Source organism: Halorussus salinisoli (assembly GCA_005239435.1).
GTDB classification, from domain to species: domain Archaea; phylum Halobacteriota; class Halobacteria; order Halobacteriales; family Haladaptataceae; genus Halorussus; species Halorussus salinisoli.
Genome location: SZNP01000001.1, coordinates 1,172,142 through 1,193,138 on the forward strand (window position 1 = coordinate 1,172,142; position 20,997 = coordinate 1,193,138).

The 20,997-nt window shown below is 65.4% G+C and carries 21 protein-coding genes; 12 read left to right on the forward strand and 9 right to left on the reverse strand.

Annotated features, from left to right (window positions below):
• Entirely contained in the window at positions 1 to 969 is a 969-nt protein-coding gene (locus E2484_RS10255) for a succinylglutamate desuccinylase/aspartoacylase family protein (protein ID WP_137285094.1), read from the reverse strand.
• 445 nt (positions 970 to 1,414) lie between these two features.
• Here E2484_RS10255 and E2484_RS10260 point away from each other — a divergent pair, with 445 nt between their 5' ends.
• Entirely contained in the window at positions 1,415 to 2,845 is a 1,431-nt protein-coding gene (locus E2484_RS10260; RefSeq protein ID WP_137285095.1) for an outer membrane protein assembly factor BamB family protein, read from the forward strand.
• Between the two features lie 127 nt (positions 2,846 to 2,972).
• Here the strand turns inward: E2484_RS10260 and E2484_RS10265 are convergent, their stop codons facing one another.
• A complete protein-coding gene (locus E2484_RS10265) occupies positions 2,973 to 3,308 on the reverse strand; it encodes a DUF7521 family protein (RefSeq protein ID WP_137285096.1) in 336 nt (111 codons plus the stop codon).
• A gap of 1 nt (position 3,309) precedes the next feature.
• Complete coding sequence (locus tag E2484_RS10270) at positions 3,310 to 3,654, reverse strand: helix-turn-helix domain-containing protein (RefSeq protein ID WP_137285097.1); 345 nt, start codon at positions 3,652 to 3,654, stop codon at positions 3,310 to 3,312.
• A 106-nt stretch (positions 3,655 to 3,760) separates the two neighbouring features.
• Between E2484_RS10270 and E2484_RS10275 the strand changes: the two genes are divergently transcribed.
• Complete coding sequence (locus tag E2484_RS10275) at positions 3,761 to 4,120, forward strand: hypothetical protein (RefSeq protein WP_137285098.1); 360 nt, start codon at positions 3,761 to 3,763, stop codon at positions 4,118 to 4,120.
• Positions 4,121 to 4,146: 26 nt separating this feature from the next.
• Here E2484_RS10275 and E2484_RS10280 read toward each other — a convergent pair whose 3' ends face one another.
• Together E2484_RS10280 and E2484_RS10285 are read right to left on the reverse strand one after the other, a co-directional pair.
• Positions 4,147 to 6,405 (reverse strand): NADP-dependent malic enzyme, encoded by a 2,259-nt coding sequence (locus E2484_RS10280; RefSeq protein WP_137285099.1) that lies wholly within the window; start codon positions 6,403 to 6,405, stop codon positions 4,147 to 4,149.
• 84 nt (positions 6,406 to 6,489) lie between these two features.
• Entirely contained in the window at positions 6,490 to 7,608 is a 1,119-nt protein-coding gene (locus E2484_RS10285; protein WP_137285100.1) for a M24 family metallopeptidase, read from the reverse strand.
• Between the two features lie 334 nt (positions 7,609 to 7,942).
• Here E2484_RS10285 and E2484_RS10290 point away from each other — a divergent pair, with 334 nt between their 5' ends.
• The 6 genes from E2484_RS10290 to E2484_RS10315 all read left to right on the forward strand — a co-directional run bounded on the left by E2484_RS10290 (position 7,943) and on the right by E2484_RS10315 (position 13,601).
• On the forward strand, positions 7,943 to 8,419 hold the full coding sequence (locus E2484_RS10290; RefSeq protein ID WP_137285101.1) for a COX15/CtaA family protein: 477 nt from the start codon (positions 7,943 to 7,945) through the stop codon (positions 8,417 to 8,419).
• A gap of 97 nt (positions 8,420 to 8,516) precedes the next feature.
• A complete protein-coding gene (locus tag E2484_RS10295; RefSeq protein ID WP_394347904.1) occupies positions 8,517 to 9,434 on the forward strand; it encodes a transporter substrate-binding domain-containing protein in 918 nt (305 codons plus the stop codon).
• Between the two features lie 143 nt (positions 9,435 to 9,577).
• Positions 9,578 to 10,480 (forward strand): transporter substrate-binding domain-containing protein, encoded by a 903-nt coding sequence (locus E2484_RS10300; RefSeq protein ID WP_137285103.1) that lies wholly within the window; start codon positions 9,578 to 9,580, stop codon positions 10,478 to 10,480.
• A 51-nt stretch (positions 10,481 to 10,531) separates the two neighbouring features.
• Positions 10,532 to 11,371: an amino acid ABC transporter permease gene (locus E2484_RS10305; protein WP_137285104.1), complete on the forward strand. Its 840-nt coding sequence runs from the start codon at positions 10,532 to 10,534 to the stop codon at positions 11,369 to 11,371.
• The gene (locus E2484_RS10310) at positions 11,364 to 12,101 is read left to right on the forward strand and encodes an amino acid ABC transporter ATP-binding protein (protein WP_137285105.1); all 738 of its coding nucleotides are present in this window, start codon (positions 11,364 to 11,366) and stop codon (positions 12,099 to 12,101) included. The genes E2484_RS10305 and E2484_RS10310 overlap by 8 nt, the downstream gene beginning before the upstream one ends.
• A gap of 228 nt (positions 12,102 to 12,329) precedes the next feature.
• Positions 12,330 to 13,601, forward strand: coding sequence for a carboxylate--amine ligase (locus E2484_RS10315; protein ID WP_137285106.1), 1,272 nt, complete (start codon positions 12,330 to 12,332; stop codon positions 13,599 to 13,601).
• Between the two features lie 95 nt (positions 13,602 to 13,696).
• Here the strand turns inward: E2484_RS10315 and E2484_RS10320 are convergent, their stop codons facing one another.
• Both E2484_RS10320 and E2484_RS10325 read right to left on the reverse strand, forming a co-directional pair.
• Positions 13,697 to 14,356, reverse strand: coding sequence for a hypothetical protein (locus tag E2484_RS10320; RefSeq protein ID WP_137285107.1), 660 nt, complete (start codon positions 14,354 to 14,356; stop codon positions 13,697 to 13,699).
• 74 nt (positions 14,357 to 14,430) lie between these two features.
• The gene (locus tag E2484_RS10325) at positions 14,431 to 15,486 is read right to left on the reverse strand and encodes a helix-turn-helix transcriptional regulator (protein ID WP_137285108.1); all 1,056 of its coding nucleotides are present in this window, start codon (positions 15,484 to 15,486) and stop codon (positions 14,431 to 14,433) included.
• Positions 15,487 to 15,728: 242 nt separating this feature from the next.
• On the opposite strand from E2484_RS10325, the gene E2484_RS10330 reads away from it, so the two are divergent.
• Complete coding sequence (locus E2484_RS10330) at positions 15,729 to 16,037, forward strand: HalOD1 output domain-containing protein (protein WP_170977286.1); 309 nt, start codon at positions 15,729 to 15,731, stop codon at positions 16,035 to 16,037.
• A gap of 142 nt (positions 16,038 to 16,179) precedes the next feature.
• Here the strand turns inward: E2484_RS10330 and E2484_RS10335 are convergent, their stop codons facing one another.
• Entirely contained in the window at positions 16,180 to 17,637 is a 1,458-nt protein-coding gene (locus E2484_RS10335; protein ID WP_137285109.1) for a replication factor C large subunit, read from the reverse strand.
• 212 nt (positions 17,638 to 17,849) lie between these two features.
• On the opposite strand from E2484_RS10335, the gene E2484_RS10340 reads away from it, so the two are divergent.
• Both E2484_RS10340 and E2484_RS10345 read left to right on the forward strand, forming a co-directional pair.
• Positions 17,850 to 18,437 carry a GNAT family N-acetyltransferase gene (locus tag E2484_RS10340; RefSeq protein WP_137285110.1) on the forward strand — a complete coding sequence of 196 codons (588 nt, stop codon included), beginning with the start codon at positions 17,850 to 17,852 and terminating at the stop codon, positions 18,435 to 18,437.
• Positions 18,438 to 18,453: 16 nt separating this feature from the next.
• Positions 18,454 to 18,684: a DUF7385 family protein gene (locus E2484_RS10345; RefSeq protein ID WP_137285111.1), complete on the forward strand. Its 231-nt coding sequence runs from the start codon at positions 18,454 to 18,456 to the stop codon at positions 18,682 to 18,684.
• Here E2484_RS10345 and E2484_RS10350 read toward each other — a convergent pair.
• Positions 18,674 to 19,873, reverse strand: a complete 1,200-nt coding sequence (locus E2484_RS10350) for a metal-dependent hydrolase family protein (protein ID WP_137285112.1) — start codon at positions 19,871 to 19,873, stop codon at positions 18,674 to 18,676. The genes E2484_RS10345 and E2484_RS10350 overlap by 11 nt on opposite strands.
• Positions 19,874 to 20,005: 132 nt before the next feature.
• On the opposite strand from E2484_RS10350, the gene E2484_RS10355 reads away from it, so the two are divergent.
• Entirely contained in the window at positions 20,006 to 20,596 is a 591-nt protein-coding gene (locus E2484_RS10355) for a transporter (protein ID WP_137285113.1), read from the forward strand.
• Positions 20,597 to 20,997: the final 401 nt, after the last annotated feature.

Here is a 20,997-nt window from a genome sequence, read left to right on the forward strand (position 1 = left end):
CTACGATTCACGCACGAGCGCGACACTCAACAGTTTCTCACCGCCGGTCACGGTCGCTTCTCGGGTCAGCGAGTAGAGGATACCCCCGCGGTCGGTCTCGACTTCCTGTAGCACCTCGTAGGTCGTCGGGTCGTAGAGCGTCCCGATCCGCTCGCCGGGTTCGACGCGTTCGCCGACTTCGCGGTCGGGGTCGGCGTGAAACAGGCCCGACTCGTCGGCCGTGACCCGGCCGAGGTGGTTGCGCGCCAGCGTCGGGTCGACGTCGGTCGGTTCGCCCGCGAGCAAACCGAGGTGCCGGAAGGCGTCGAGCGTGCCCGACACGCCCGCCTCGATCGCGTCCTCCACGAGTTGCTTGTTGTGCGCCAACTCGGGCGTGATGGTCGGGATACCCTCGCGGGTCGCCGCGACCCGGAGTTTCCCGCCGAAGTCGCGCTCGGCCCACTCGGTGTCGGCGTCGTCGCCCGCTTCCTCGGAGAGCAGGAGGTCCGTGCCGAACGCCTCCGCGAGCGCCCGGGACTCCTCGTGGCCCTCCATGAACACGACGTGGGTCAGCATGTCGGCGCTCCCTGTGTGGAGGTCGAGAACGGCGTCGGCCTCCTCGACGTACTCCCAGAGCGTGGCGGCCATGCGCTCGTGGAGCGTCCCGTCGGCGTCACCCGGCCAGACCCGGTTCATGTTGGGGTTCACGCTGTCCAACTGCTCGGGCGTCGTGTACGACACCCGGTCGAACGTGAGAGGGTCGGCGACCGGCACGGCGACGACCCGGCCCGCGAGGTCGGCGTCCCCGACCGTGAGGTGGTCGTGGACCCGCCGCAGCGTCTCGGTCCCGTTTATCTCGCGGCCGTGCTGTGCGGCCTGCACGTAGACGGTCGGGCCGTCCTCCGCGCCGTCGTAGGTGTGGACCGTCGTCTCGATTTCGACGCCCGAGGGGAGTCGCGCGAGCGTGACGCGCTCGGTCGTGTGGTTCATGCGTGTTTCTCTCGGGCGCAGAAGTTGAAGCTACTGCCTCCTTCACTCGGTCGATACGAATCGTGGACGACCGGAACGGTTGGTCTTCTCGTTTCCGCGGCAGTTGTCGTGAAGAACGGGTAGAAAGCCCCCGCCCGCTCGACGGCCGGGACTCGCTGCGCTCCTCGGCAGGGTGCAGAGCGCCCTGCCTGCGGTGCTTACGTCGTCCGGGCACGGTCGAGCGGTCACCGGAAGACGTTCCTGCTCGGCCTCCGGCCTGCGCGGGCGTGCGACTTCCGAGGTCACACTCGCTCGTCCGCGTGACCGGCCCCTTTCAGTCCCACCCCGTCGGTTGTCGCGCCGAGCGCGTTCTGGTTGTCTGTGGGGCCGAGCGCAGTTCCATGGGTACAACGCCCGTTTGACCCACCAGTGGGTACTAGTACGGCGCGCGACACACGTCGGGTATATGACCAGTCCCTCCAGTTCGCGCAGTTCGACCCGACGTCAGGTCCTCGCTGCTTCGGGCCTCCTCGCCGGAGCGGTCGGAATCGCGGGGTGTCTCTCCGGCCCGAGTAGCGAGAGTCCGACGAGCGACGACACGGCAAACGAGACCGAGACGACCGCCAGCGACTCGGCCGGCGAGACGGCCGACGAAACCGCCGAAGCGAACGCGGTGGGGTCGGCGTCGTGGACCCAGTTCGGGTACGACGCTCGCAATTCGGGCCACGCGCCGTCGGCCAGTGGACCCGCGTCGGACGCAGAAGTGTCGTGGCGGTTCGACGGAGGGACGCCGACGATGAACGCCTCGCCCGTGGTCGCCGACGGTACCGTCTTCGTACCGGGGAGCGGCGACCCCGGGTACGTCCACGCAATCGACGCCACGACCGGCGAGTCGGAGTGGCGATTCGACCCCGACGGCTACGCCGCGTCCGCCCCGGCAGTCGCGGATGGCGTCCTCTACGTCGGGACGTGGGGCAAGAAGTTCTACGCGGTGGACGCCGAGACCGGCGAGAAACTGTGGGAGAACGACGTCGGCCACCGATTCGGGTCGTCGTCGCCCGCCGTGGCCGACGGCACGGTGTACGTCGGGACGAACGGCGACGGCCCGCTGGTCGTGAGCGGTTCCGAGGACGAGGAGCAGTACGAGTCCTGCGCGGTCCTCGCACTCGACGACGCGACCGGCGACGAGCGGTGGCGCTACGACGACTTCGGCGAGAAGGACAACGTCGATTCCTCGATAGCGGTCGCCGACGGCCGGGTCTACTTCGGCGGTGAGTCGGCCGTCTACGCGCTCGACGCCGACTCGGGGTCGGTCGCGTGGTCCCGCGAGATCTCGACCCACCCCGACTCGTCGCCCGCGGTCGTGGACGGCACCGTCTACTACGGCGCGCCGTTCGACGGCGGCGAGGGCGGCGACCCCGCCCGCCTCTGGGCGCTCGACGCCGCGACCGGCGAGACGAGTTGGACCGCCGGAATCGAGGACGCGAACCTCCGGACCTCGCCCGCGGTCGCCGACGGCACGGTGTACGTCGCGGCGTCCTCGATGCGCGTCTGCGCTGGCGTCGGCGGCACCGGTACCGAAGACGGCGAGTCGAACTGCTCGGGTCAGAACCGCGGCCAGCTCTACGCCGTCGACGCCGCGTCCGGCGACCGGCAGTGGACCGCGGAGTTTCGGACCGACGCGCGCTCGTCCCCGGCGGTCGCTGGCGGCGCGGTCTACGTGGGCAACGACGACGGCATCTCTGCGGTGACGACCGACGGCGAGAGCCTGTGGCGTATCTCCTTCGAGGGCGACCGCGAGGACGGGCCGTACGTAGATTCCTCGCCCGCAGTGGCGGACGGTCGGGTCTTCGTCGGCGCGTCGGACGGCCACCTGCGCGCCATCGGTGGGAAATAATCTCTTCGTTTAGAGAACTAATTTCATTTCTTTAGAAAATGTATATATTTCCGGCAATTGTATCCGAATTGCCGTCCGTCCGCGAAAGCCTCCGCGACCGTCTCGACCTCGTCCGTCCCGCTTCGAGTCAGGTGGGCATCCTGAGCGCGTAGAGGATACAGCCGAGTCCCACCAGCGTACTGCTGTTCGAGACGACCACGAACACCGTCGCCGCGGCGGGGTCGTCGCCGAGCAGAAGCATCGGACCCAGTAGCACGAACGGGAGACCGACGGTGAGCGCGAACCCGATCGCGATGAACAGCATCGGTCTGCTGTCGTTTCGTCGGTAGCCCCGGTAGGCCTGATACGCGATGAGGAGACCGACGAGCGCGGCGACGAGGTTCATTCCCTGCGACAGCAGTCGCACCCAGTTCGGCACGTCGGGCGGCGTAATCTGGAGCGGAGTCGGTATCGCGGGGAACACGTCACATCCCCTCCACGAGGTCGGTGAACCTGTCGGCGATGTCTTCGTGACGTTTCACCTCGACCGTGAGCGACCCCTCGACCAGTTCGACGGTCACGCGCTCCAGTCGCGGGGAGTACACCTTGTGGTGGTGGCCCGCCGTCGGATCGAGTTTGGTCCGTTCTTCGAGGAGGTCGCACGCGCGCAGGTCCTCCAGTCGCCGGTAGATCGTCGGCTCCGATGCGCCGCATCGTTCGCTCAGTGCGTTGGCTGACATGGGTTCGATACTCGTTTCTGTGAGGATCGTGCGGACGGTCTCGTCTTCGAGGAGCGCGGCGATGTCCTCGACGTCACAGTCCTCACTCACTGTTGCCAGTTTAATTACGGAACCGATATAAAAGCGTATCGACAGCTTCAGCGCGTGAAGCTCCGGGTCCCCGGCTAATAGTGGCGGTGTCGTAGCCGAAACCAAGATGACGACTTCGTTCACCGCGCCCGAGATTCGCTCGCCCGACGTGACCGCGCTCGCGCTCCTCGCGCTCACCATGGCGGTCGGAATCGCCTCTTACGGCGACCTCCCCGCCGAGATGGTCGTTGGTTGGCACGTCGGACTCGACGGGGACGTTCGACTCACGCACGCCCCGCGGCAGGTGGCCGCCTTCGCAGTTCCCACCGCGGCGACCGGCACGTATGCGGTCCTCCGAGCGGTCGAATCGGTCCTCGATATCCGCGAGGAGTTGGCCGATTTCGAGTCCGTCTACGACGTCGCCGTCCACCTCCTACTGGTCGGCCTGTTCGCGTTGCAGGCGGTGGTCGTCGCGGCGAACCTGTGAGGGAGGAAAGGCGGAGAAGAGCTAGCTTACTCGTTCTGCTGAGCGTCGACCACCGCGACGCCCGCCAGATTCACGATGTCCTTGACCTCGTCACCGCGCTGGATGACGTGGACCGGCTTGTCCATGCCGACCAGCATCGGGCCGATGGCGTCCGCGCCGCCCAACCGCTGGAGGAGTTTGTAGCCGATGTTGCCCGCTTCGAGGTTCGGGAAGATGAGGACGTTCGCGGGGTCGTCGAGTTCCGAGAACTCGTAGGTGCCTTCGAGGATGTCCTCCACGACCGCGGTGTCGGCCTGCATCTCGCCGTCGACCGGGAAGTCCACGTTGGGGTCCGCGCGGAGCGCCTTGGCGGCCTTGCGGGGCTTGCGCGTGCCCTCGTTGTCCACGCTCCCGAAGTTCGAGTACGACAGCATCGCCGCACGCGGGTCGACGTTGAACCGGCGGGCGAGGTCGGCGGTGTGGCGGGTGATTTCGGCCAGCACGTCCTCGTCGGGGTCCTGATTGACCGTGGCGTCGGCACAGAAGATGACGCGGTTCTTGAACGTCAGCATGTAGACGCCCGCGGCGTAGTCGGCGTCGTCGGCCGTGCCGATGACCTGTAGCGGCGGTCGGAGCGCAGATGGGTAGTGGTGGGTGAGACCGGTCAGCATCGCGTCGGCGTCGCCCTGCTCTACCATCACGCTCCCGAAGTAGTTGCTGTCCTTGTTCACGAGGTCGGCGGCCTCGCTCTCGGTGATGCCTTTCCGGCGGCGGAGCTGGTAGAGTCGTTCGCCGTACTCCTCGTAGTCGCCGTTCGTGGGGTCGGCGATTTCGGGGTCGAAGTCGAGTCCGAGGGATTGGGCGGTGGCCCGAATCGCGTCGGTTTCGCCGATGAGGACCGGGTTGGCGATGCCCTCCTCCTGCATCTGGTAGGCCGCCCGAATCATCTTCTCGTCGTCGCCTTCGGCCAGCGCCACGCGCTTGGGGTCGGACTTGGCCTTGTTGAGGACCACCCGCATCATCTCGCGGGACTTGCCGAGGCGGGCTTCCAGCGTCTCGACGTACTCGTCGGTGTCGAGTTCGCTCCGGGCGACTCCCGACTCCATCGCTGCGTCGGCGACGGCGGGCGCGACCTGGAAGAGGACGCGGGGGTCGAGCGGTTTGGGGATGATGTACTCCGGACCGAACTGGAGCGGTTGGTCGCCGTAGGCCTTGACCACGGCGTCGGGCACGTCCTGCTTGGCGAGATCGGCGAGCGCCTCGGCGGCCGCGATTTTCATCGCCTCGTTGATTTCGGTCGCCCGCACGTCGAGCGCACCGCGGAATATGAACGGGAACCCGAGGACGTTGTTCACCATGTTGGGGTAGTCCGAGCGCCCGGTCGCCATGATGACCGTGTCGTCGCGGGCCTCCTTGGCATCCTCGTAGCCGATTTCGGGGTCGGGGTTCGCCATGGCGAAGATGACGGGGTCGTCGGCCATCGACCGGACCATCTCCTGGGAGACGATGCCACCGACCGAGAGACCGACGAACACGTCCGCTCCTTCCATGGCGTCGGCGAGGTCGCCTTCGGGCACGTCGCGGGCGAACTCCGACTTGTACTCGTTGACGCCACCGTGTTCGGCGCGGTTCTGGGTGATGATGCCCGAGGAGTCGCACATCAGGATGTTCTCCTTCTTCGCGCCGAGCGAGACGTAGAACCGGGCGGAGGCGATCGCCGACGCGCCCGCGCCGGAGAAGACGATTTTCAGGTCTTCGAGGTCCTTGCCGTTGATTTCGGTGGCGTTCAGCAGGGCGGCCCCGGAGATGATGGCCGTGCCGTGCTGGTCGTCGTGGAAGACAGGAATGTCGATCTCCTCGCGGAGGGTCTCCTCTATCTCGAAGCATTCGGGCGCTTTGATGTCTTCGAGATTGATGCCGCCGAAGGTGGGTTCCATCGCCTTCGTCGTCCGGATCACGTCCTCGGCGTCCTCCTGGTCGAGTTCGATGTCGAACACGTCGATGTCGGCGAATCGCTTGAACAAGACGCCCTTGCCCTCCATCACGGGCTTGGACGCCTGCGCGCCGATGTTACCCAGTCCCAGCACTGCGCTCCCGTTCGACACGACGCCGACGAGGTTTCCCTTCGCGGTGTACTTGTAGGCGTCGTCGGGGTTCTCGTCGATCGCGCGGCAGGGCGCGGCCACGCCCGGCGAGTACGCCAGACTCAGGTCTCGCTGGGTGTTCGTCGGCTTGGTCGTCGAAATCTCGATCTTCCCCGGCGGTTCTTCGCGGTGATAATCGAGTGAATCCTCGTCTAGTCCCATGGTCGGGGCAACCGTCCCCGAGGGTAAAAAGCTACTCGAACGCGTCGAATTTAGCTTCGACAAACGACGAAACTACCTCGGCTCTCAGGCCTCGTCGTCTTCCTGCACCAGCACGTCGGGTCGCTCCAGCACGGCGTCGTAGTCGTAGGCGTCCACGGCGGTCGTCGGCCACCGACCGGTGTCGGTCAGTACCTCGAACCCGTCCTCGGTGACGAGCACGGTGTCCTCGCTCTTCGCGCCCTGCACGGTCGGATTCCACGCGTAGGCCATCGGAGTCGTGACCTCGGCCGCGTCGTCCATCTCGGGTGTGGCTATCCACTCCCGGCCCGCGAACCCGGCCGCACCGCCCTGATGGTGGCGCTTCCACTCGTCGGCGTAGCCGAGATGTTCGTAGGCGGCCTGGATCGCCTGAAAGACGCTGGTCGGGTCGCCAGAGAGGTCCGCGATAGTCCGGGTCGCGCCGAGCGCGGTCGTCTCCACGGTGCGGGCGGTGTGGTGACGTTCGCCGAGTTCGTTCAGGTCCGCGTCGTCCATCTCGGACTCGAACGCGACGGTTCGGGTCGTGCTGGCGTGGAGTCCGTCGCGCTCGGCCGTGACCGAGACCAGCGCGTACTCGCCGAGTGGCGCGTCGGTCGGCGTGTAGTGGCGATACTTCCGGGCGCGGTCGGCCCCGCCGACGAGCGCCACGGGAACCTCGATACCTCGCGCCGAGAGCGCGACCCGGAGCGCGGACGCGACCTCCGACTCCGCGTCACCGGGTTGGAGTTCCCGGCAGACCGCCTCGACCGCCTCGGCGGTCTCCCGACCCAGTTCCCGGTACGTCTCGACGTCTTCTTCGGTCAGCGGTTGGCGGAGTGGCGAGGCGTCCAGCGATTCCATCCCGGGCACCTCGAAGTCCGCCGCGGCGGCGTCGGGACTGTGGTCGCCGACCGCCTCGGCCAGCGACTGGTCGTGCCAGTCGAACTCGGTGACTGTCACCTCCTCACGCAACTCCTCGTCCCGAAGGCGGTCGGCCTCGATGTTGTTCGTCACGACTTCGAGACCGTCCCCGTCGTAGCCCACCGCCGCCACGCCCACGTCGCCCTCGCGGTCCACGACGTTGTTCCCGCCGGTCAGCCACGCGAAGGAGTTGGGTCGCGCGAACCAGACGGCTTCGAGGTCGTTCGCCGCGAGGTAGGCGTCGAGGCGCTCCTGCTTGGTCATGTCTGGTGGGTCGTGGCCGATATCCTTGAAGGAGACGGATTCGGTGATTCTTCGTCCGACCGATCGTTCGTTTCGTGGGACTCACCAGGTCAGGGGATGCGCGGGCGCCGGCGTTGAGGTTCAGGGGCGGGGTTGCGGTGCCCTGCGGTCTTCGTTGGCGTCGGCAGTCGCTCGCTTCGCCGCAGTTTTCGTCACGAGTCGGGTCGCCGCCGTTCCGTCGCTCTCGCAGAGAAGCAGTCGAACAGACCTAAGTACGACCGGCCGAAAGCACCGTTAAGGGAGTTCCAACCGTGCAAAACCACACGCTCCGACTCGCGTCGGGAGGTGCGCGCTGATGGTCCGATTCCGTCACCTCGCGGCCACGACTACCGCCCTCACCTTCGCGCTCATCCTGCTCGGGGTCTACACCGCCGCGATGGGTGCGGGCCTGTCCTGCTCGGCCCAGTGGCCCTTCTGCGACGGCGGCCTGATTCCGCAGACGTTCCCGAGTTTCGTGGAGTGGTTCCACCGCCTGATAGCGATGATAACCGGCTTCTTCATCCTCGGGACCGCCGCCGGGTCGTGGAAGTACCACACCGAAAGGCGGATTCGCGGTGCGGCGACCCTCGCGCTGGCGGTCACGCCGCTCCAGATAGTCCTCGGCGGCGCGACGGTGTTCGTCTACACGCCCGCCGTGCAGGTCGCCCACCACGCCGCCGCGCTCGTCATCTTCGGGTCGCTCGTGGCGACGACGCTGTGGTCCTACGAGGCCGAACGCGCGCCCGACGCTCGCGGGGCCGACGCGACGACCGGCTATCCGAGCGACGACTGACCCTGATTTTAGCCGCTCTATCCCCCAAATATGGGCGCTTCGAGCCAACGATTATATGCTATCGCGTAGACGTGACGTTGGGGGAAAACACATGGACATCGACAGGCGGTCGTTTGTCAAGGGGAGTGCAGGAATCGTCGGCGGTCTCGCGCTGGGGGGCGTCTCCGCAGCGCAGGACGAAGAAGTGGTTCGTATCGGGTCGGACATCCCGTACAAGCCGTTCGAGTACCGCGAACAGGACGGAACGTTGGTCGGGTTCGACGTGGACTTGGCCGGAGCCATCTTCGAGGAGTTGGGCCGGGAGTACGAGTTCGTGCAGACCGGGTTCGATACCATCATCCCGAGTCTCAACAACGGTAACTTCCGAATCATCATGTCGGCGATGACCATCAACGACGAGCGCGCCGAGAGGGTCGACTTCTCGAATCCGTATTTCCTGGCGTACCAGACCGTCGCTATCCTGGAGAACAGCGACATCAGTCAGGTCTCCGACCTCGAAGGTCAGACGGTCGCGGTCCAGAAGGGCACGACCGGCGAGGCCGCGGCCGAGCAACTCAAAGAGCAGTTCGACGGCAACCTCACCATCGACAGCTACGACCTGATTACCGGTGCGTTCAACGCACTGCTGAACAATCAGGCCGTCGCGGTCATCAACGACAACACGGTCAACGTCCAGTACTCCCAGGACAACGACAACGTCGTCCTGCTGGAGGGTGAGGGCGTGGCCGCAGACGAGTTCGAGAGTGCCCCGCCGTATCTCACACTCACGGTCGAGCGATACGGCATCGCGTTCCGGAAGGACGACGACGAGTTCCGTCAGCAGGTCAACGAGGCGCTCGATGCGGTCATCCGGAGCGGTCGGTACGAAGAGATATACGGGGAGTACTTCAGCGGGCAACCGCCAGCGAGCATCCTCGAACGCGCCCAACGGTCGGGCGGCGAGACGACGACCGGGAACGGAACCGCGACGGGCAACGCCACCACGACCGAAGCGGCGAACTCGGTCGACTTCTAAAACTTTCGCAATTTTTGCGCGTCTCGGGACGATTCGTGCCGAGAGAACGGTGGCAGCTAGTTGAATGGTTAGAACGCTTGCTCAAATACGTGCGAATCAAAAAGAGTAAAGCCGCCTACGGCAAACGTGCCCTTATTACACCTATGAAAAGGCGCACGTTCGTGAAAGGAAGTGCAGGTATCACTACGGGACTGACCCTGGCTGGCTGTATGGGTGGTTCCGGCGACGAGCAAGACGACGAGACCACCGAAGCGAGCGAAACCACGTCGAGCGGAACCACGGCGTCCGAGACTTCCTCGGAGGAACTCAGCGTCGAGGAACCGGTCGTCATCGGTTCGGACATCCCGTATCCGCCGTTCGAGTACCGCAAGGAGAACGGCGACCTGACCGGATTCGACGTGGACATCGCGGAGGCGGTGTTCAAAGAGGAGATGGGTCTCGACTACGAGTTCAAGAAGACCGGCTTCGACACCATCATCCCGAGTCTCAACAACGGCAACTTCCGGACCATCATGTCGGCGATGACTATCAAACCCGAGCGCGCGGAGAAGGTGGACTTCTCGGACCCCTACTTCACGGCGTATCAGACGGTCGCCATCCTGGATAACGGCGAGATCAGCAAACTCGAGGACATCAAAGGCAAGACGGTCGCAGTCCAGAAGGGCACGACCGGCGAAGGCGCGGCCGAGCAACTCAAAGAGCAGTTCGACGGCAACCTCACCATCGACAGCTACGACCAGATTACCGGTGCGTTCAACGCACTGCTGAACAATCAGGCCGTCGCGGTCATCAACGACAACACGGTCAACGCCAAGTACGTCAAGGAACAGGATAGCGTGGTCTTCCTGGAAGGCGACGGCGAGGCCGCCGACCAGGGCAAGAACGCCCCGCCGTATCTCACGCTCACGGTCGAGGAGTACGGCATCGCGTTCCGGAAGGACGACGACGAGTTCCGGAAACGGGTCAACGAGGCGCTGGCCGCTATCAAGGACAGCGGTCGGTACGACGAAATCTACGGCAAGTACTTCGAATCGTCCAGCAACTGACGACCGAGGCAGGATTTTTGGTCGTTGACGACTCCGTGATACACATCGATAATGGCGGGAACATACTCAGACGAAACGACCGTCGAAGAACCCCAGACCGACGACGGGCTGCTGACCGACCAGCGGGTCAAGTGGTTCGGCATCGCAGTCGCTGGACTGTTCACTTTGGCGGTTCTCTACCTGTTGTACCGAATACTGACCGACTTCGTGGACTACGAACTGATGAGGGCGGTGTTCCCGCGGTTCGTGGACGCCTACGTGCTCGTACTCCAGATTTTCCTGATATCGAGCGTGCTCTCGCTCATCGCTGGCACGTTGGTCGGTCTCGGACGAGTCTCCCGAACGTCGTTCACTCGCTCGATAGCGACGAGCTACGTCGAGTTCTTCCGCGGAACACCGCTTCTCTTCCAGCTTTTCATCATCTACCTGGGTATTCCGGCGTTCTGGCGGAGTTCGCCGCAACCGTTCCCGATCGAAAACTGGAGTTTCGCGGCGGCCATCATCGGCTTGACGCTCAACCACGCGGCGTACTCCGGCGAGGCCATCAAAGGCGGGATTACGTCTGTCCCCGACGGTCAGATGGAGGCCGCCCGGTCGCTCGGCATGTCGTACATCGACTCGATGCGCGAGGTCATCTTGCCCCAGGCCGCCCGAAACGCGCTCGCGGCGCTCGGCAACGACCAGGTCATCCTCGTGAAGGACACCTCGCTGTTGACCGTCCTCGCCGTGCCCGAAATCATGAGCGTGTTCCGGAACGTCAACAGTAACACGTTCGACGCCTGGACGCCAATCATGCTCGTGGCCGTGGCGTACCTCGCCATCACGCTCCCGCTCGGGAAAGTCGTCCGCTACTTCGAACGCCGATCCGAATGGGGTGAGACCGATGCGTGACGTTCCGGCCGTGGAGTTCGACGGCGTGGACAAGTTCTTCGGCGAGACCCACGTCCTGAAAGACATCGACCTCTCCATCGAGGAGCAGGAGGTCGTGGTCATCATCGGACCGAGCGGGAGCGGGAAATCGACGCTCCTGCGGTGTGTCAACCGACTCGAAGAGATTCAGGACGGCGAGATTCGAATCCAGGGGACGCCCATCACCGACCCCGACGTGGACGTGAACCGCCTACGCCAGCGCATCGGGATGGTGTTCCAGAGCTTCAACCTCTTCCCCCACAAGACCGCGCTCGAGAACCTCACGCTCGCGCCGACGAAAGTGCGGGGACTGTCGAGTTCCGAGGCCGAGGACCGCGGACTCGACCTGCTCTCGGAGGTCGGACTCGCCGACCAGGCCGACTCCTACCCGAACCAACTCTCGGGCGGCCAACAGCAACGGGTCGCCATCGCCCGGGCGCTGGCGATGGACCCGAGCGTGATGCTGTTCGACGAAGTGACCTCGGCGCTGGACCCCGAACTCGTCGGCGAGGTGCTGTCGGTGATGCGGACGCTCGCCGATGAGGGGATGACGATGCTGGTCGTCACTCACGAGATGGGCTTCGCCCGCGAAGTCGGTGACCGAATCGTGTTGATGGCCGACGGTAACGTCGTCGAGACCGGACCGCCCGAGGAGTTCTTCGAGAACCCGTCGACGGACCGCGCCGAGCAGTTCCTGACGCGAGTCGAGTAGCGACTCCCGGCGACGTCGAAGTCGGATTTAGGTGGTCTTCTCGCTCGAATTCGTTCTCCGAAACGCTTCGAGGCCGTCCGCGACCGAGCGCGCGTCGATTCTTTTCCGTTCGCAAGCGGTGCCTATCCCGTATAAGACGGGGTTTGCGAAGAACCCGTATCGCGGGCTAACCTTCCGTCGTTAGACAGTTTCTGTATAACTAAATGATATAAAGTTGGTGGCCGATGTATGGGCAGTCGTCGAACCAGATCAGAACCGAAGGTGGTCGTCCCCGCCATCGATACGGCGAGTAGCACCGCCGCCCTCCGTTCGCTCGGTCAGCGAGGCGTTCACACGATTGCGATTTCGGAATTCGAGACGCCACCGGGGTATCGTTCGAAGTACTGTGACGAGGTCGTCACCGTTCCGGACCCGACCCAGGACCTCCCGGCCTACGAGGAGACGCTACTCGCGCTCGCTCGACGCGACGACGTGGAGACCGTCCTCCCGTTTCGTGAATCGGACGTGTACGTCCTCTCCCGGAATAGGGAGGCGTTCGCCGACCACGTCGGAACGCCGTGGCCGTCGCTCGACGCCCTCCGAACGGCCCAGGACCGCGTCGAACTCTTCGACGCTGCGAGCGCCGCCGGCGTGGCCGCTCCCACGACGAAGCGACTCGACGACTGGGACGACTGGGACCGCGAGGTCATCGTCAAGCCACGGTACACGGTCCACGCGACCGAGTACTCCGACCGGTTCGACGAGAGCCACACGCAGTGGAGTTCGACCCGATACGTCGCCTCGGACGAGACGCCCGACCGGGACGAACTGGTCGGCGAGATAGGCCACGTCCCTCTCGTTCAGGAGTACGTCCCCTCGGCGGACGAGTACGGGTTCTTCGCGCTGTACGACCACGGCGAGGCGGTGGCGACCTTCCAGCACCGCCAACGACGCGGCTGGAAGTACTGCGGCGGGCCGAGCGCCTACCGCGAATCGGTGGATATTCCCGAACTGAAAACGTCGGGCCGGCGACTGCTCGACGAACTCGACTGGCACGGAGTGGCGATGGTCGAGTTCCTGCGCGACCCCGAGACCGGCGCGTTCGAACTCATGGAGGTCAACCCCCGGTTCTGGTCGTCGCTCCCGTTCACCGTGCAAGCGGGCGTCGATTTTCCCTCGCTCTACTGGCGGCAAGCTACCGGAGACCCGATAGAACGTCCGCCGGACTACGACGTCGGGAGGGCCGGACACCTCTTGCGGGGCGAACTTCTCCACCTCCACAGCATCCTGTTCGAGGACTACCCGCTGGTCGAGCGCCCGTCGTTCGCCAGAACCGCGTTCGACGTCGTCACGTCGGTCCTCCGCGACCGGCGATTCGACTACCTCGACCCGGACGACCCCGGCCCGTTCGTCCGTGACGTTCGAAACGCGCTCGACGGACCGTACGGCGAGCAAGCGGTGGCGTCGTCCGAACTGTCGAGACTCCGCGCGACACTCCAGACGCTCCTGACGTGGCGGTGAGAGCGTCGCGTTCTCGCATCACGTTACGTTTCTTTCGGCCCGCTAAACGTTTTCAAAGCACCTAATTTCGTTTCTGAAGGAAACGAATACGTTCCTCAGTGCGCCTCGTTCGACTTCGGGTTTCGGCTCGCGTTCGACAGTGTGCTCTCGTTAGCCAGCGCCTCGCTGGTCAGCGTCTCGTTGGCGACTTCCCGTCCGATTTCGGTCTCGAACTGGTAGAGGTCGTGGGCCTGCTCGCTCAGGTTTCGGACGTGGGTCACGTTGACCCCGTTGCGCTCGCGCACCCTCGGCGACAGGTCCGTGGCCGCTCGCGCGGTCTGGTTGGCCCGGCGTTCGACGGTTCGCGCCCGAATCACGAACTCCGACACCGACGCGCGATACTCGCCCTCCGACAGTTCGCCGTCGGCCCACGCGTCGGTGAGATTCGTCCGGACCGCGGCGAGACCGTCGAGGTACGCTTCGAGCGTCTCCGTCTCGTCGGCGACCACCTCGGCGCGCTCGGCCGTGGTGGTCGCCGCCGCCAGTCGTTCCGAAAGCGTCCGGTTCCAGAGGTCGCCCTCCAACGACGCGCCCTGTGCGCCGACCGCGCCCGCGAGTCGTTGGCCCGGCGAGACGGTCGTCGTGTTGCTCTCGTTGGCCGTCGTGGTGTCGTCGCCCGGCCACGTCGGGCCGCTCTGACCGCCGTCGGCCGCGACCACTCCCGTCGCGCCGAGGAGGGCCACCGCGACGAGTAGCAGGACGAAGGTGGGTTTCATCTACTCGTTTCCACGCGCTCCACGGGCAATAAGCCGCCGTTACTGAACCCGGATTCAGCCGAATTAAGGGGGTTTCAGGGCTCTTGTTGCTCCTTCGGAAGCGCGAGTACGTTCTCCCTACCGAGCCTGAAGCTCTCTATCTTGCCCTGCTCGCGGAGGCTCCCGACGACCTGACTCGTCTTGGCCTCGGTCCACCCGAGTTCGTCCACCACGGCTTTCTGCTTGACACGACCGCCGCGGCGTTCGAGCAGTCGGAGGACGCGCTCCTCGTTGCTCAGCAGACCCTCGGGCGGTTCGTCGGTCGGCCGGTCGTCGCGCTCGTCGCGGTTGCGGTAGAGCCACGCGACGATGCCGACGATGGCGGCGAGAACCGCGAGCGCGCCCGCCGCGGCGGCGACGGCGTTCCACGGAACGTCCGGCCCACCCGCCCCGGGCGCGTCGAGGACGATTCGGGGTTCGTTGCCCGCGAACTCGATGGGGCCGTTCCAGACGACCGCCTGGTCGCGCTCCTCGTAACCGGTTTCGGGTTTCGGCTGTATCGTCGTCGCCTCGTACTCGTCGGGCCACTTGACCAGCAGTCTGGTCTTCTCGTTGAGAATCAGTCCCGACAGCGAGTCGCCGATTCGGATCTCCCCGTCCGAGACGGCGGCGAACCCGTGCCACTCGAACGAGTAGACCACCACGCCGTATCGCTGGGGGAACTCCCGGATTTCGGCCCGAACGGAGTAGTTCCTCCCCGCCATCTCCCGGCCCGTCGACTGCTCGGCGCTCCGAAGCGTGCTGTTCATCCGGCCGACGAACTGCTGGCTGTACCGGGTCGAGTTGTTCTCGATGTCGGACTTGTACCCCCGGAACGCCGCGGTCGTCTCGGAGTCGTCGAGGCGGGTTCGGTAGACGACTTGCCACTCCGCGGTCCCGTTCCCGTGGACTCGAACGTCGAGAACGACAGTGTCGGGCGTGACCTGTTGCATCTGGGCCTGGGCCGTCGCGCGGTCGGTCGCCCGCTCGGTGAGGTCGGACTCCGCTTGCGCCGCGCCAGTGGCGCTCGTCGCTACACCGGCGGCTGTGCCGACCGCGGCCACGAGACAGAAGACCGCGGCGAGCATCGCTACGAACTGTCGCGGCCCCATTCGTCCGTACGTCCGACGCGCAAGGAAAAAGGGGTTGCGTCGTTTTGGGTCGTCTTACCGCGTAGGCGACCGTTCCACGGCTCGTTTCTTCGGCGTAGGGCATCGTTACTCGGGTTACGACCGACTTGCGACGTTTAACTCGGATTAATTCGGTCCCAACCCGTCCTCAGGCCCAGCAATCGGCTTTCAGAGTTTGGGGGCTTGAAGCACCTGTCCGCCCTCGTGAGAGGTGGCGAGATAGCATGTCGAAGACGGAAACGCACACGGTCGACGCGGTGGAGTACGAGAGCGAGACACCCCTGCGCGTGCAGGCAGACTGGTCGGGCACCGAGACCCTGGATTCGGCGATAACCTGCGCGATTTCCCGGGCGACCGGAGTCTCGGTGACCGAACTCGCACCCCTCTACGAGTACATGGACCCCGACGCGCTCCACGAGTTCGTCGCGTCAATGCGCGACCGCGAGACGGAGACGAGTATCACGTTCCAGTACGAGGGCCACGACGTGACCGTCCGAGGAGACGGCGAGATACTGGTGTGGCCGCCGCGGTAGGCGGGTCTGGGCGTTGCGGTCCGGCGAGTCGGTCGGCCCCCTTCGTCCGGAGTCGGCCGATTCAGCCCTCGTCCGGAATCTGTTTCCCCGGCCTTCCTTCGAAGTCGGCCCAGCCCTCGCTCGAAATCGGTCGGTCCGGTCCTCACCCGAAGTCGGCCAGTCCGGCCTGACTGTCGTCGGTGTCGTCCCCGCTGGCCTCGGCCTCCGAGTCCCGGTCCCCGTCCGCTTCGGCCTCCGAGTCATCTTCGGCGGTCTCTCCGCCGTCGTCGTCGCGCTGGGACCCGAAACTCCCCTCGAACGCGCCCCCGGAGTGTTCCACGGCCGCCTCCTCGCGGAGGTTCTCGGCCTCCTCCACGACGTTCTGAACCTTGTTGGTGTCTTTCCCCGACCCAGTGACGAACGAGACGTGTTCGGCTTCGAGGTCGTACTTCGCGGCCATCGCTATCGTCATCTCGCGGTTCTTGCAGTGGTGGGTCATCGCCGCGAGGAACGGGAGTATCTCCCGGCGGGCGGTGGACATGCTCACGCCGTCGGTCTCGGCGATTTTCCGAGCCACGTAGTCGCGCTTCTTCCGGTTGCCCTTCGAACTCCCGAGCTTTCGCCAGTAACTCGGCGGGCCGTACCGGGTCCACCCGCCCTTGTCGCCCTGCCGAGACGCCGCGACTCCGGCCGCGATGTTGTCGGTGGCGTAGCGCCACATCGAGTAGTCCTGCGTGGCCCGAACCCGACCCAGCCACTTGTCGGCGTTCGAGAGGAAGTCGTAGGCAGTCGCGAGTTCCGCGCCCTCGTAGTCCTTGGGCACGTTGTCCTCGACCCAGTTCAGCAGGTCGTCGGGCGTCTCGTCTACGTCGTAGGACTCCTGGAGCGCGCCCTGGGCGTCTTCCTCCTTGAAGAGTGCGTCGAGGAAGTCGAAGATGCCGCTGGTCCGGTCGCGCTCGCCCGTGACGGTCACGTCGTCCTCGGTGAGTCGCTCGCTGGTCTCGGCGATGGCTTGCAGGTCGTTGACCGCCGACCGGAGATCGCCGTCGTTCTTGTCGGCGATGGCCCGGAGCGCCGCTTTCTCGTACTCGACGCCCTCCTGCTTGCAGATGTGACGGAGGGCTGGCACGATGGACCGGGCGGCCACGTCGCGGAACTCGATGGTCTCGCAGTTGTTCCGCAGGGTCTTCGACATGTCGTAGAACTCGTTGGCGATGAGAACCATCGGCTGTCCGGCGTCCTTGACGACGTCGGTGATGGCCTTCGACCCGCCCCTGTCGACGTTGCCGTGGAGGTTGTCGGCCTCGTCCATGATAACGAGTTGCCGCCCGTCGGCGTTCCCGGTCAGCGCCTGATTCTGGGAGGCTCCTCCGGCGAGTTTCTCCACGACGTCCGCGGTCCGAGTGTCGCTCGCGTTCAGTTCGATGGTCGGCCACCCCATGTCGTTGGCCAGCGCGTGGGCCGCGGAGGTCTTTCCGACGCCAGGACTGCCGTGGACGACGACGGCGTCTCGGTGGTCGTCCCACGTCTGGGCCCACTCCCGCAACTGGTCGCGGGCCTTGTTGTTCCCGCGAATCTCGGAGAGGGAGGAGGGCCGATACTTCTCGGTCCAGTCGGTCATTGTGCGTCAGTAGGGGTGAACGGCGTTTAGTGGTTGCGGAGAACTACTCGTCTTCGACGAGCGACTCGTCCGGAAGTAGCGCTCGGATTCCCCGGTCTCGACCCGGACGACCTGACCGGTCGGAAAGAGACGAACGCGGGTACTGGACGCTCCCCGCGACCGGTTCACACGCGCAGGCAACGTTTTTAGGGTGAGCCTACGATGCTCCTGACATGTTCCCGGAGCGAATCGAGACCGACCGATTGGAACTGACCGCGCTCACGCCCGAGAACGTGGACGTGTTGGAGTACTACGACATCGCCTCCGGGAACTCCGGCGACGACGTCGAAGCCATCACCGAGTACCTGCCGTGGGAGCCACACCACACCCCCAAGGAGACGAAGGATTTTCTCGAAGGCCTCGCCAAACGGCGCGAAGCGGGCGAGAACGCCGAGTTCGTCGTTCGACCCGAGTCGGACGACCGCATCGCTGGCGCGGTCGGTCTCTGTCCCGACTGGGACCGCCGGACGGCCGAACTCGGTATCTGGCTCCGCGAACCCTTCTGGGGCCGGGGATACTACGCCGAGGCGTTCGGCGAACTCGCCGGAGTCGCGTTCGACAGCCTCGACCTCCAGGTAGTCGAAATCGTCCACCGCCACGGCAACGAGAACTCCCGGCGCGCGACCGAGAAGTTCGTCGAGCGACTGGGCGGCAGACACGAGGGCCGCCTCCGGAACTACTGGGTCGGTCCCGGCGGCCCGGCCGACGCCCATCGCTACACCGTCACGCGGGCCGAGTACGAAGCGACGAAGGGGGACTGACGAGAACCGACCTCACATGACCGACGAGCGATTCGACGTTCACGACCATCGACACGCACTGAAACTCCACAGAGACACCGGCGAGACCCAACTCTGGGAGAATCGGAAGGGTCTCGACTGCCCGGCCTGCGAGGAGTCGTTTTCGGACCTCCTGGTCTCCGAGAAGCGGTACAACGGCTTCAACCCGCCCGACGGCCGGTTCTGCGTCGTCCGAGAAGAAGGTCGGATTCTCGTCTTCACTCACTGAGTTCGCCGACGCCGCCGACGCCGAACGCTTCTCCCGCGACGACTTCGCCGCCCTTGACGACCGTCTCCGGGTCGCGGAGCGTCCCGAGGTCTTCGAGCGGGTCGCCTTCGACCACGAGGAAGTCGGCGAAGGCTCCGGGTTCGAGGACTCCCGTCTCGTCCAATCCGATCACCTCGGCCGCCCGGCCGGTCATGGCGACGAGCGCGTCGTGAGGGTCCATGCCGTACTCGACCATGAACGAGAGTTCGGTCGCGTTCGCGCCGTGGTAGTTGAAGGGCGTCCCGGCGTCGGTGCCGCCGACGATTTCGACGCCCGCTTCGACCGCGGCCGCGAACGAGTCGAGGTGACGCTCGTAGACGTCGTTGGTCTTCTCGAGCGCCTCGTCGGTCGCGTGGTCGGCGTTCCGGACGATGTGGTAGGGTGCCGAGAGCGTCGGCACCAGCACCACGTCCTCGGCCACGAGCAGGTCGATGGTCGCCTCGTCGAGGAAGGTGCCGTGTTCGACGGTGTCCACGCCCGCCTCGACCGCGGCCTGCACGCCCTCTGCGCCGTGTGCGTGGGCCGCGACGTGGACGCCGCGGCGGTGGGCCTCGTCCACCAGGGCGTCCATCTCCTCGTCGGTGAACGCGGGCGAGTTGGGGTCGGTCCCGGGCGTCGTCACCCCGCCGGTCGCCATGAACTTGATGAACTGCGCGCCTCGCTTGACCTGCTCGCGGACCGCCTTCCGGCACTCGGTCGGCCCGTCTACTTCCCGACCGAGGTGGTGGCCGTGCCCGCCCGTGATGGTGATGGAGCGACAGTTGGCGGCCATCCGCGGGCCGGGCACGTCGCCGCGCTCGACGTGTTCGGCCAGCACCACGTCGAGGTCGCGCGCGCCCATCGCCCGGACGCCAGTGACCCCGGATTCGAGGGTCTTGCGCGCGTTCTTCGCCTCGGTCAGCATCAGTTCGGCGTCGCTCGTCGTCACGACGTCGGCGACGCTGGCCTCGCCGGACAGCGAGAAGTGGACGTGAGCGTCCACCAGTCCCGGTACGACGGTCTTCCCCGAGAGGTCGTAAATCGGTTCGTCGTCTCTGGAGTCGGCGTCGCCGACGGCCTCGACCCGTCCGGAGCCGGGGTCGAAGCGGAGCGAAGCGTCCTCGAAGCGTTCGCCGGTCCCGTCCAACACTCGGACGTCACGTAGAATCATTTGGTGGACATTCCCATTCTGCTCCCTTGAATCCCGCGAATACGCTCTCCGTCGGGCGCGGCGTCGGCCGAGGTGTCGCCGCGCAGTCGTCGGGCCACAAGATACTCTAATCGGCAGTGGGTCGCTCCGGACATGACCACGGCAGAAGAAACGACGCTGGCGAGCGGCGGACTCGTCCGCCGCGCTACGCTCGCCCGCGGCGCTATCGCGGGCGTCGGCGCGTGGTTGCTCGGCTATCTGGTCGCCTACGTCTGGAAGTCCGAAACCGTCGTGGAGGCGTTGGAAGGCGTCGGTTTCGTCTCTCGACTGCTCGGCGGCGAGGCGATTCCGGCCTGGAAGGGCGTGACGTGGCTGTTCCTGAACGCTCACTTCGTCGCCACGCGGTTCCCGACCATCGCGGGCGGAACTCGCACGACGAACGTCGTAACCGGCGAAGAGGGTTCGACCCTCCTACTCGCGCTCCCGGCGCTGCTGTTGGTCGTCGCGGGAGTAGTTGCGGCTTACGGCCGCTCCGGACTCGCCGAGCGAGTCGCGGCAGGTGCGTCCGTCGCACTCGGCTATCTCCCACTCTCGGCCGGGGCCGCGTTCCTGACGTCCCACGCCATCGGCGACACCGAGGCGGCTATCTCGGCCGACCCCGTGACCGCGATTCTGCTCGCTGGCGTGGTCTATCCGGCAGTTTTCGGGGCATTCGGCGGGGCCGTCGCCGGGCTACTGGAGTAACCGGCGCTGGCCGAGACGGATTGATTGCGCCACGTCACCGACGAATGATACTGGCGTTTCGAGGTTCTAGTCCGCCGTTTAGGACGGTATTAGCGTTTTGTAGTCGGTGGGGCAGTTCTAACAGGACGTTAGGAGTCGAAGGCGGCGTGCGATTGGATATACGGAGTGGCTTACGAACGGCGAGGAGGCGATTACCGCTCTGGAGGGACGGCTTGGAGGTGGAAACAGTGCAAAACGTTCGCACGCCTCAAAAGGTTCGGGAGCCAACTAATTTTCGATGGAAGATTGGTATGACTTCTGTGGGCAGGAACAGCGAATCGTGAAAACAGTCTCGTGGCAACCGAACATGTGCCGCGAGTGCGGGAACTCGATAGAAGCGACGTAGCCGCGTTTCGCTGGCT

What these genes read in the sequence shown, in the direction of transcription:
- E2484_RS10255 (WP_137285094.1), bottom strand. Translation starts at nt 969, where the DNA reads ATGAACCACACGACCGAGCGCGTCACGCTCGCGCGACTCCCCTCGGGC.
- E2484_RS10260 (WP_137285095.1), top strand. Translation starts at nt 1,415, where the DNA reads ATGACCAGTCCCTCCAGTTCGCGCAGTTCGACCCGACGTCAGGTCCTC.
- E2484_RS10275 (WP_137285098.1), top strand. Translation starts at nt 3,761, where the DNA reads ATGACGACTTCGTTCACCGCGCCCGAGATTCGCTCGCCCGACGTGACC.
- E2484_RS10280 (WP_137285099.1), bottom strand. Translation starts at nt 6,405, where the DNA reads ATGGGACTAGACGAGGATTCACTCGATTATCACCGCGAAGAACCGCCG.
- E2484_RS10285 (WP_137285100.1), bottom strand. Translation starts at nt 7,608, where the DNA reads ATGACCAAGCAGGAGCGCCTCGACGCCTACCTCGCGGCGAACGACCTC.
- E2484_RS10290 (WP_137285101.1), top strand. Translation starts at nt 7,943, where the DNA reads ATGGTCCGATTCCGTCACCTCGCGGCCACGACTACCGCCCTCACCTTC.
- E2484_RS10300 (WP_137285103.1), top strand. Translation starts at nt 9,578, where the DNA reads ATGAAAAGGCGCACGTTCGTGAAAGGAAGTGCAGGTATCACTACGGGA.
- E2484_RS10305 (WP_137285104.1), top strand. Translation starts at nt 10,532, where the DNA reads ATGGCGGGAACATACTCAGACGAAACGACCGTCGAAGAACCCCAGACC.
- E2484_RS10310 (WP_137285105.1), top strand. Translation starts at nt 11,364, where the DNA reads ATGCGTGACGTTCCGGCCGTGGAGTTCGACGGCGTGGACAAGTTCTTC.
- E2484_RS10315 (WP_137285106.1), top strand. Translation starts at nt 12,330, where the DNA reads ATGGGCAGTCGTCGAACCAGATCAGAACCGAAGGTGGTCGTCCCCGCC.
- E2484_RS10320 (WP_137285107.1), bottom strand. Translation starts at nt 14,356, where the DNA reads ATGAAACCCACCTTCGTCCTGCTACTCGTCGCGGTGGCCCTCCTCGGC.
- E2484_RS10325 (WP_137285108.1), bottom strand. Translation starts at nt 15,486, where the DNA reads ATGGGGCCGCGACAGTTCGTAGCGATGCTCGCCGCGGTCTTCTGTCTC.
- E2484_RS10330 (WP_170977286.1), top strand. Translation starts at nt 15,729, where the DNA reads ATGTCGAAGACGGAAACGCACACGGTCGACGCGGTGGAGTACGAGAGC.
- E2484_RS10335 (WP_137285109.1), bottom strand. Translation starts at nt 17,637, where the DNA reads ATGACCGACTGGACCGAGAAGTATCGGCCCTCCTCCCTCTCCGAGATT.
- E2484_RS10340 (WP_137285110.1), top strand. Translation starts at nt 17,850, where the DNA reads ATGTTCCCGGAGCGAATCGAGACCGACCGATTGGAACTGACCGCGCTC.
- E2484_RS10345 (WP_137285111.1), top strand. Translation starts at nt 18,454, where the DNA reads ATGACCGACGAGCGATTCGACGTTCACGACCATCGACACGCACTGAAA.
- E2484_RS10350 (WP_137285112.1), bottom strand. Translation starts at nt 19,873, where the DNA reads ATGATTCTACGTGACGTCCGAGTGTTGGACGGGACCGGCGAACGCTTC.
- E2484_RS10355 (WP_137285113.1), top strand. Translation starts at nt 20,006, where the DNA reads ATGACCACGGCAGAAGAAACGACGCTGGCGAGCGGCGGACTCGTCCGC.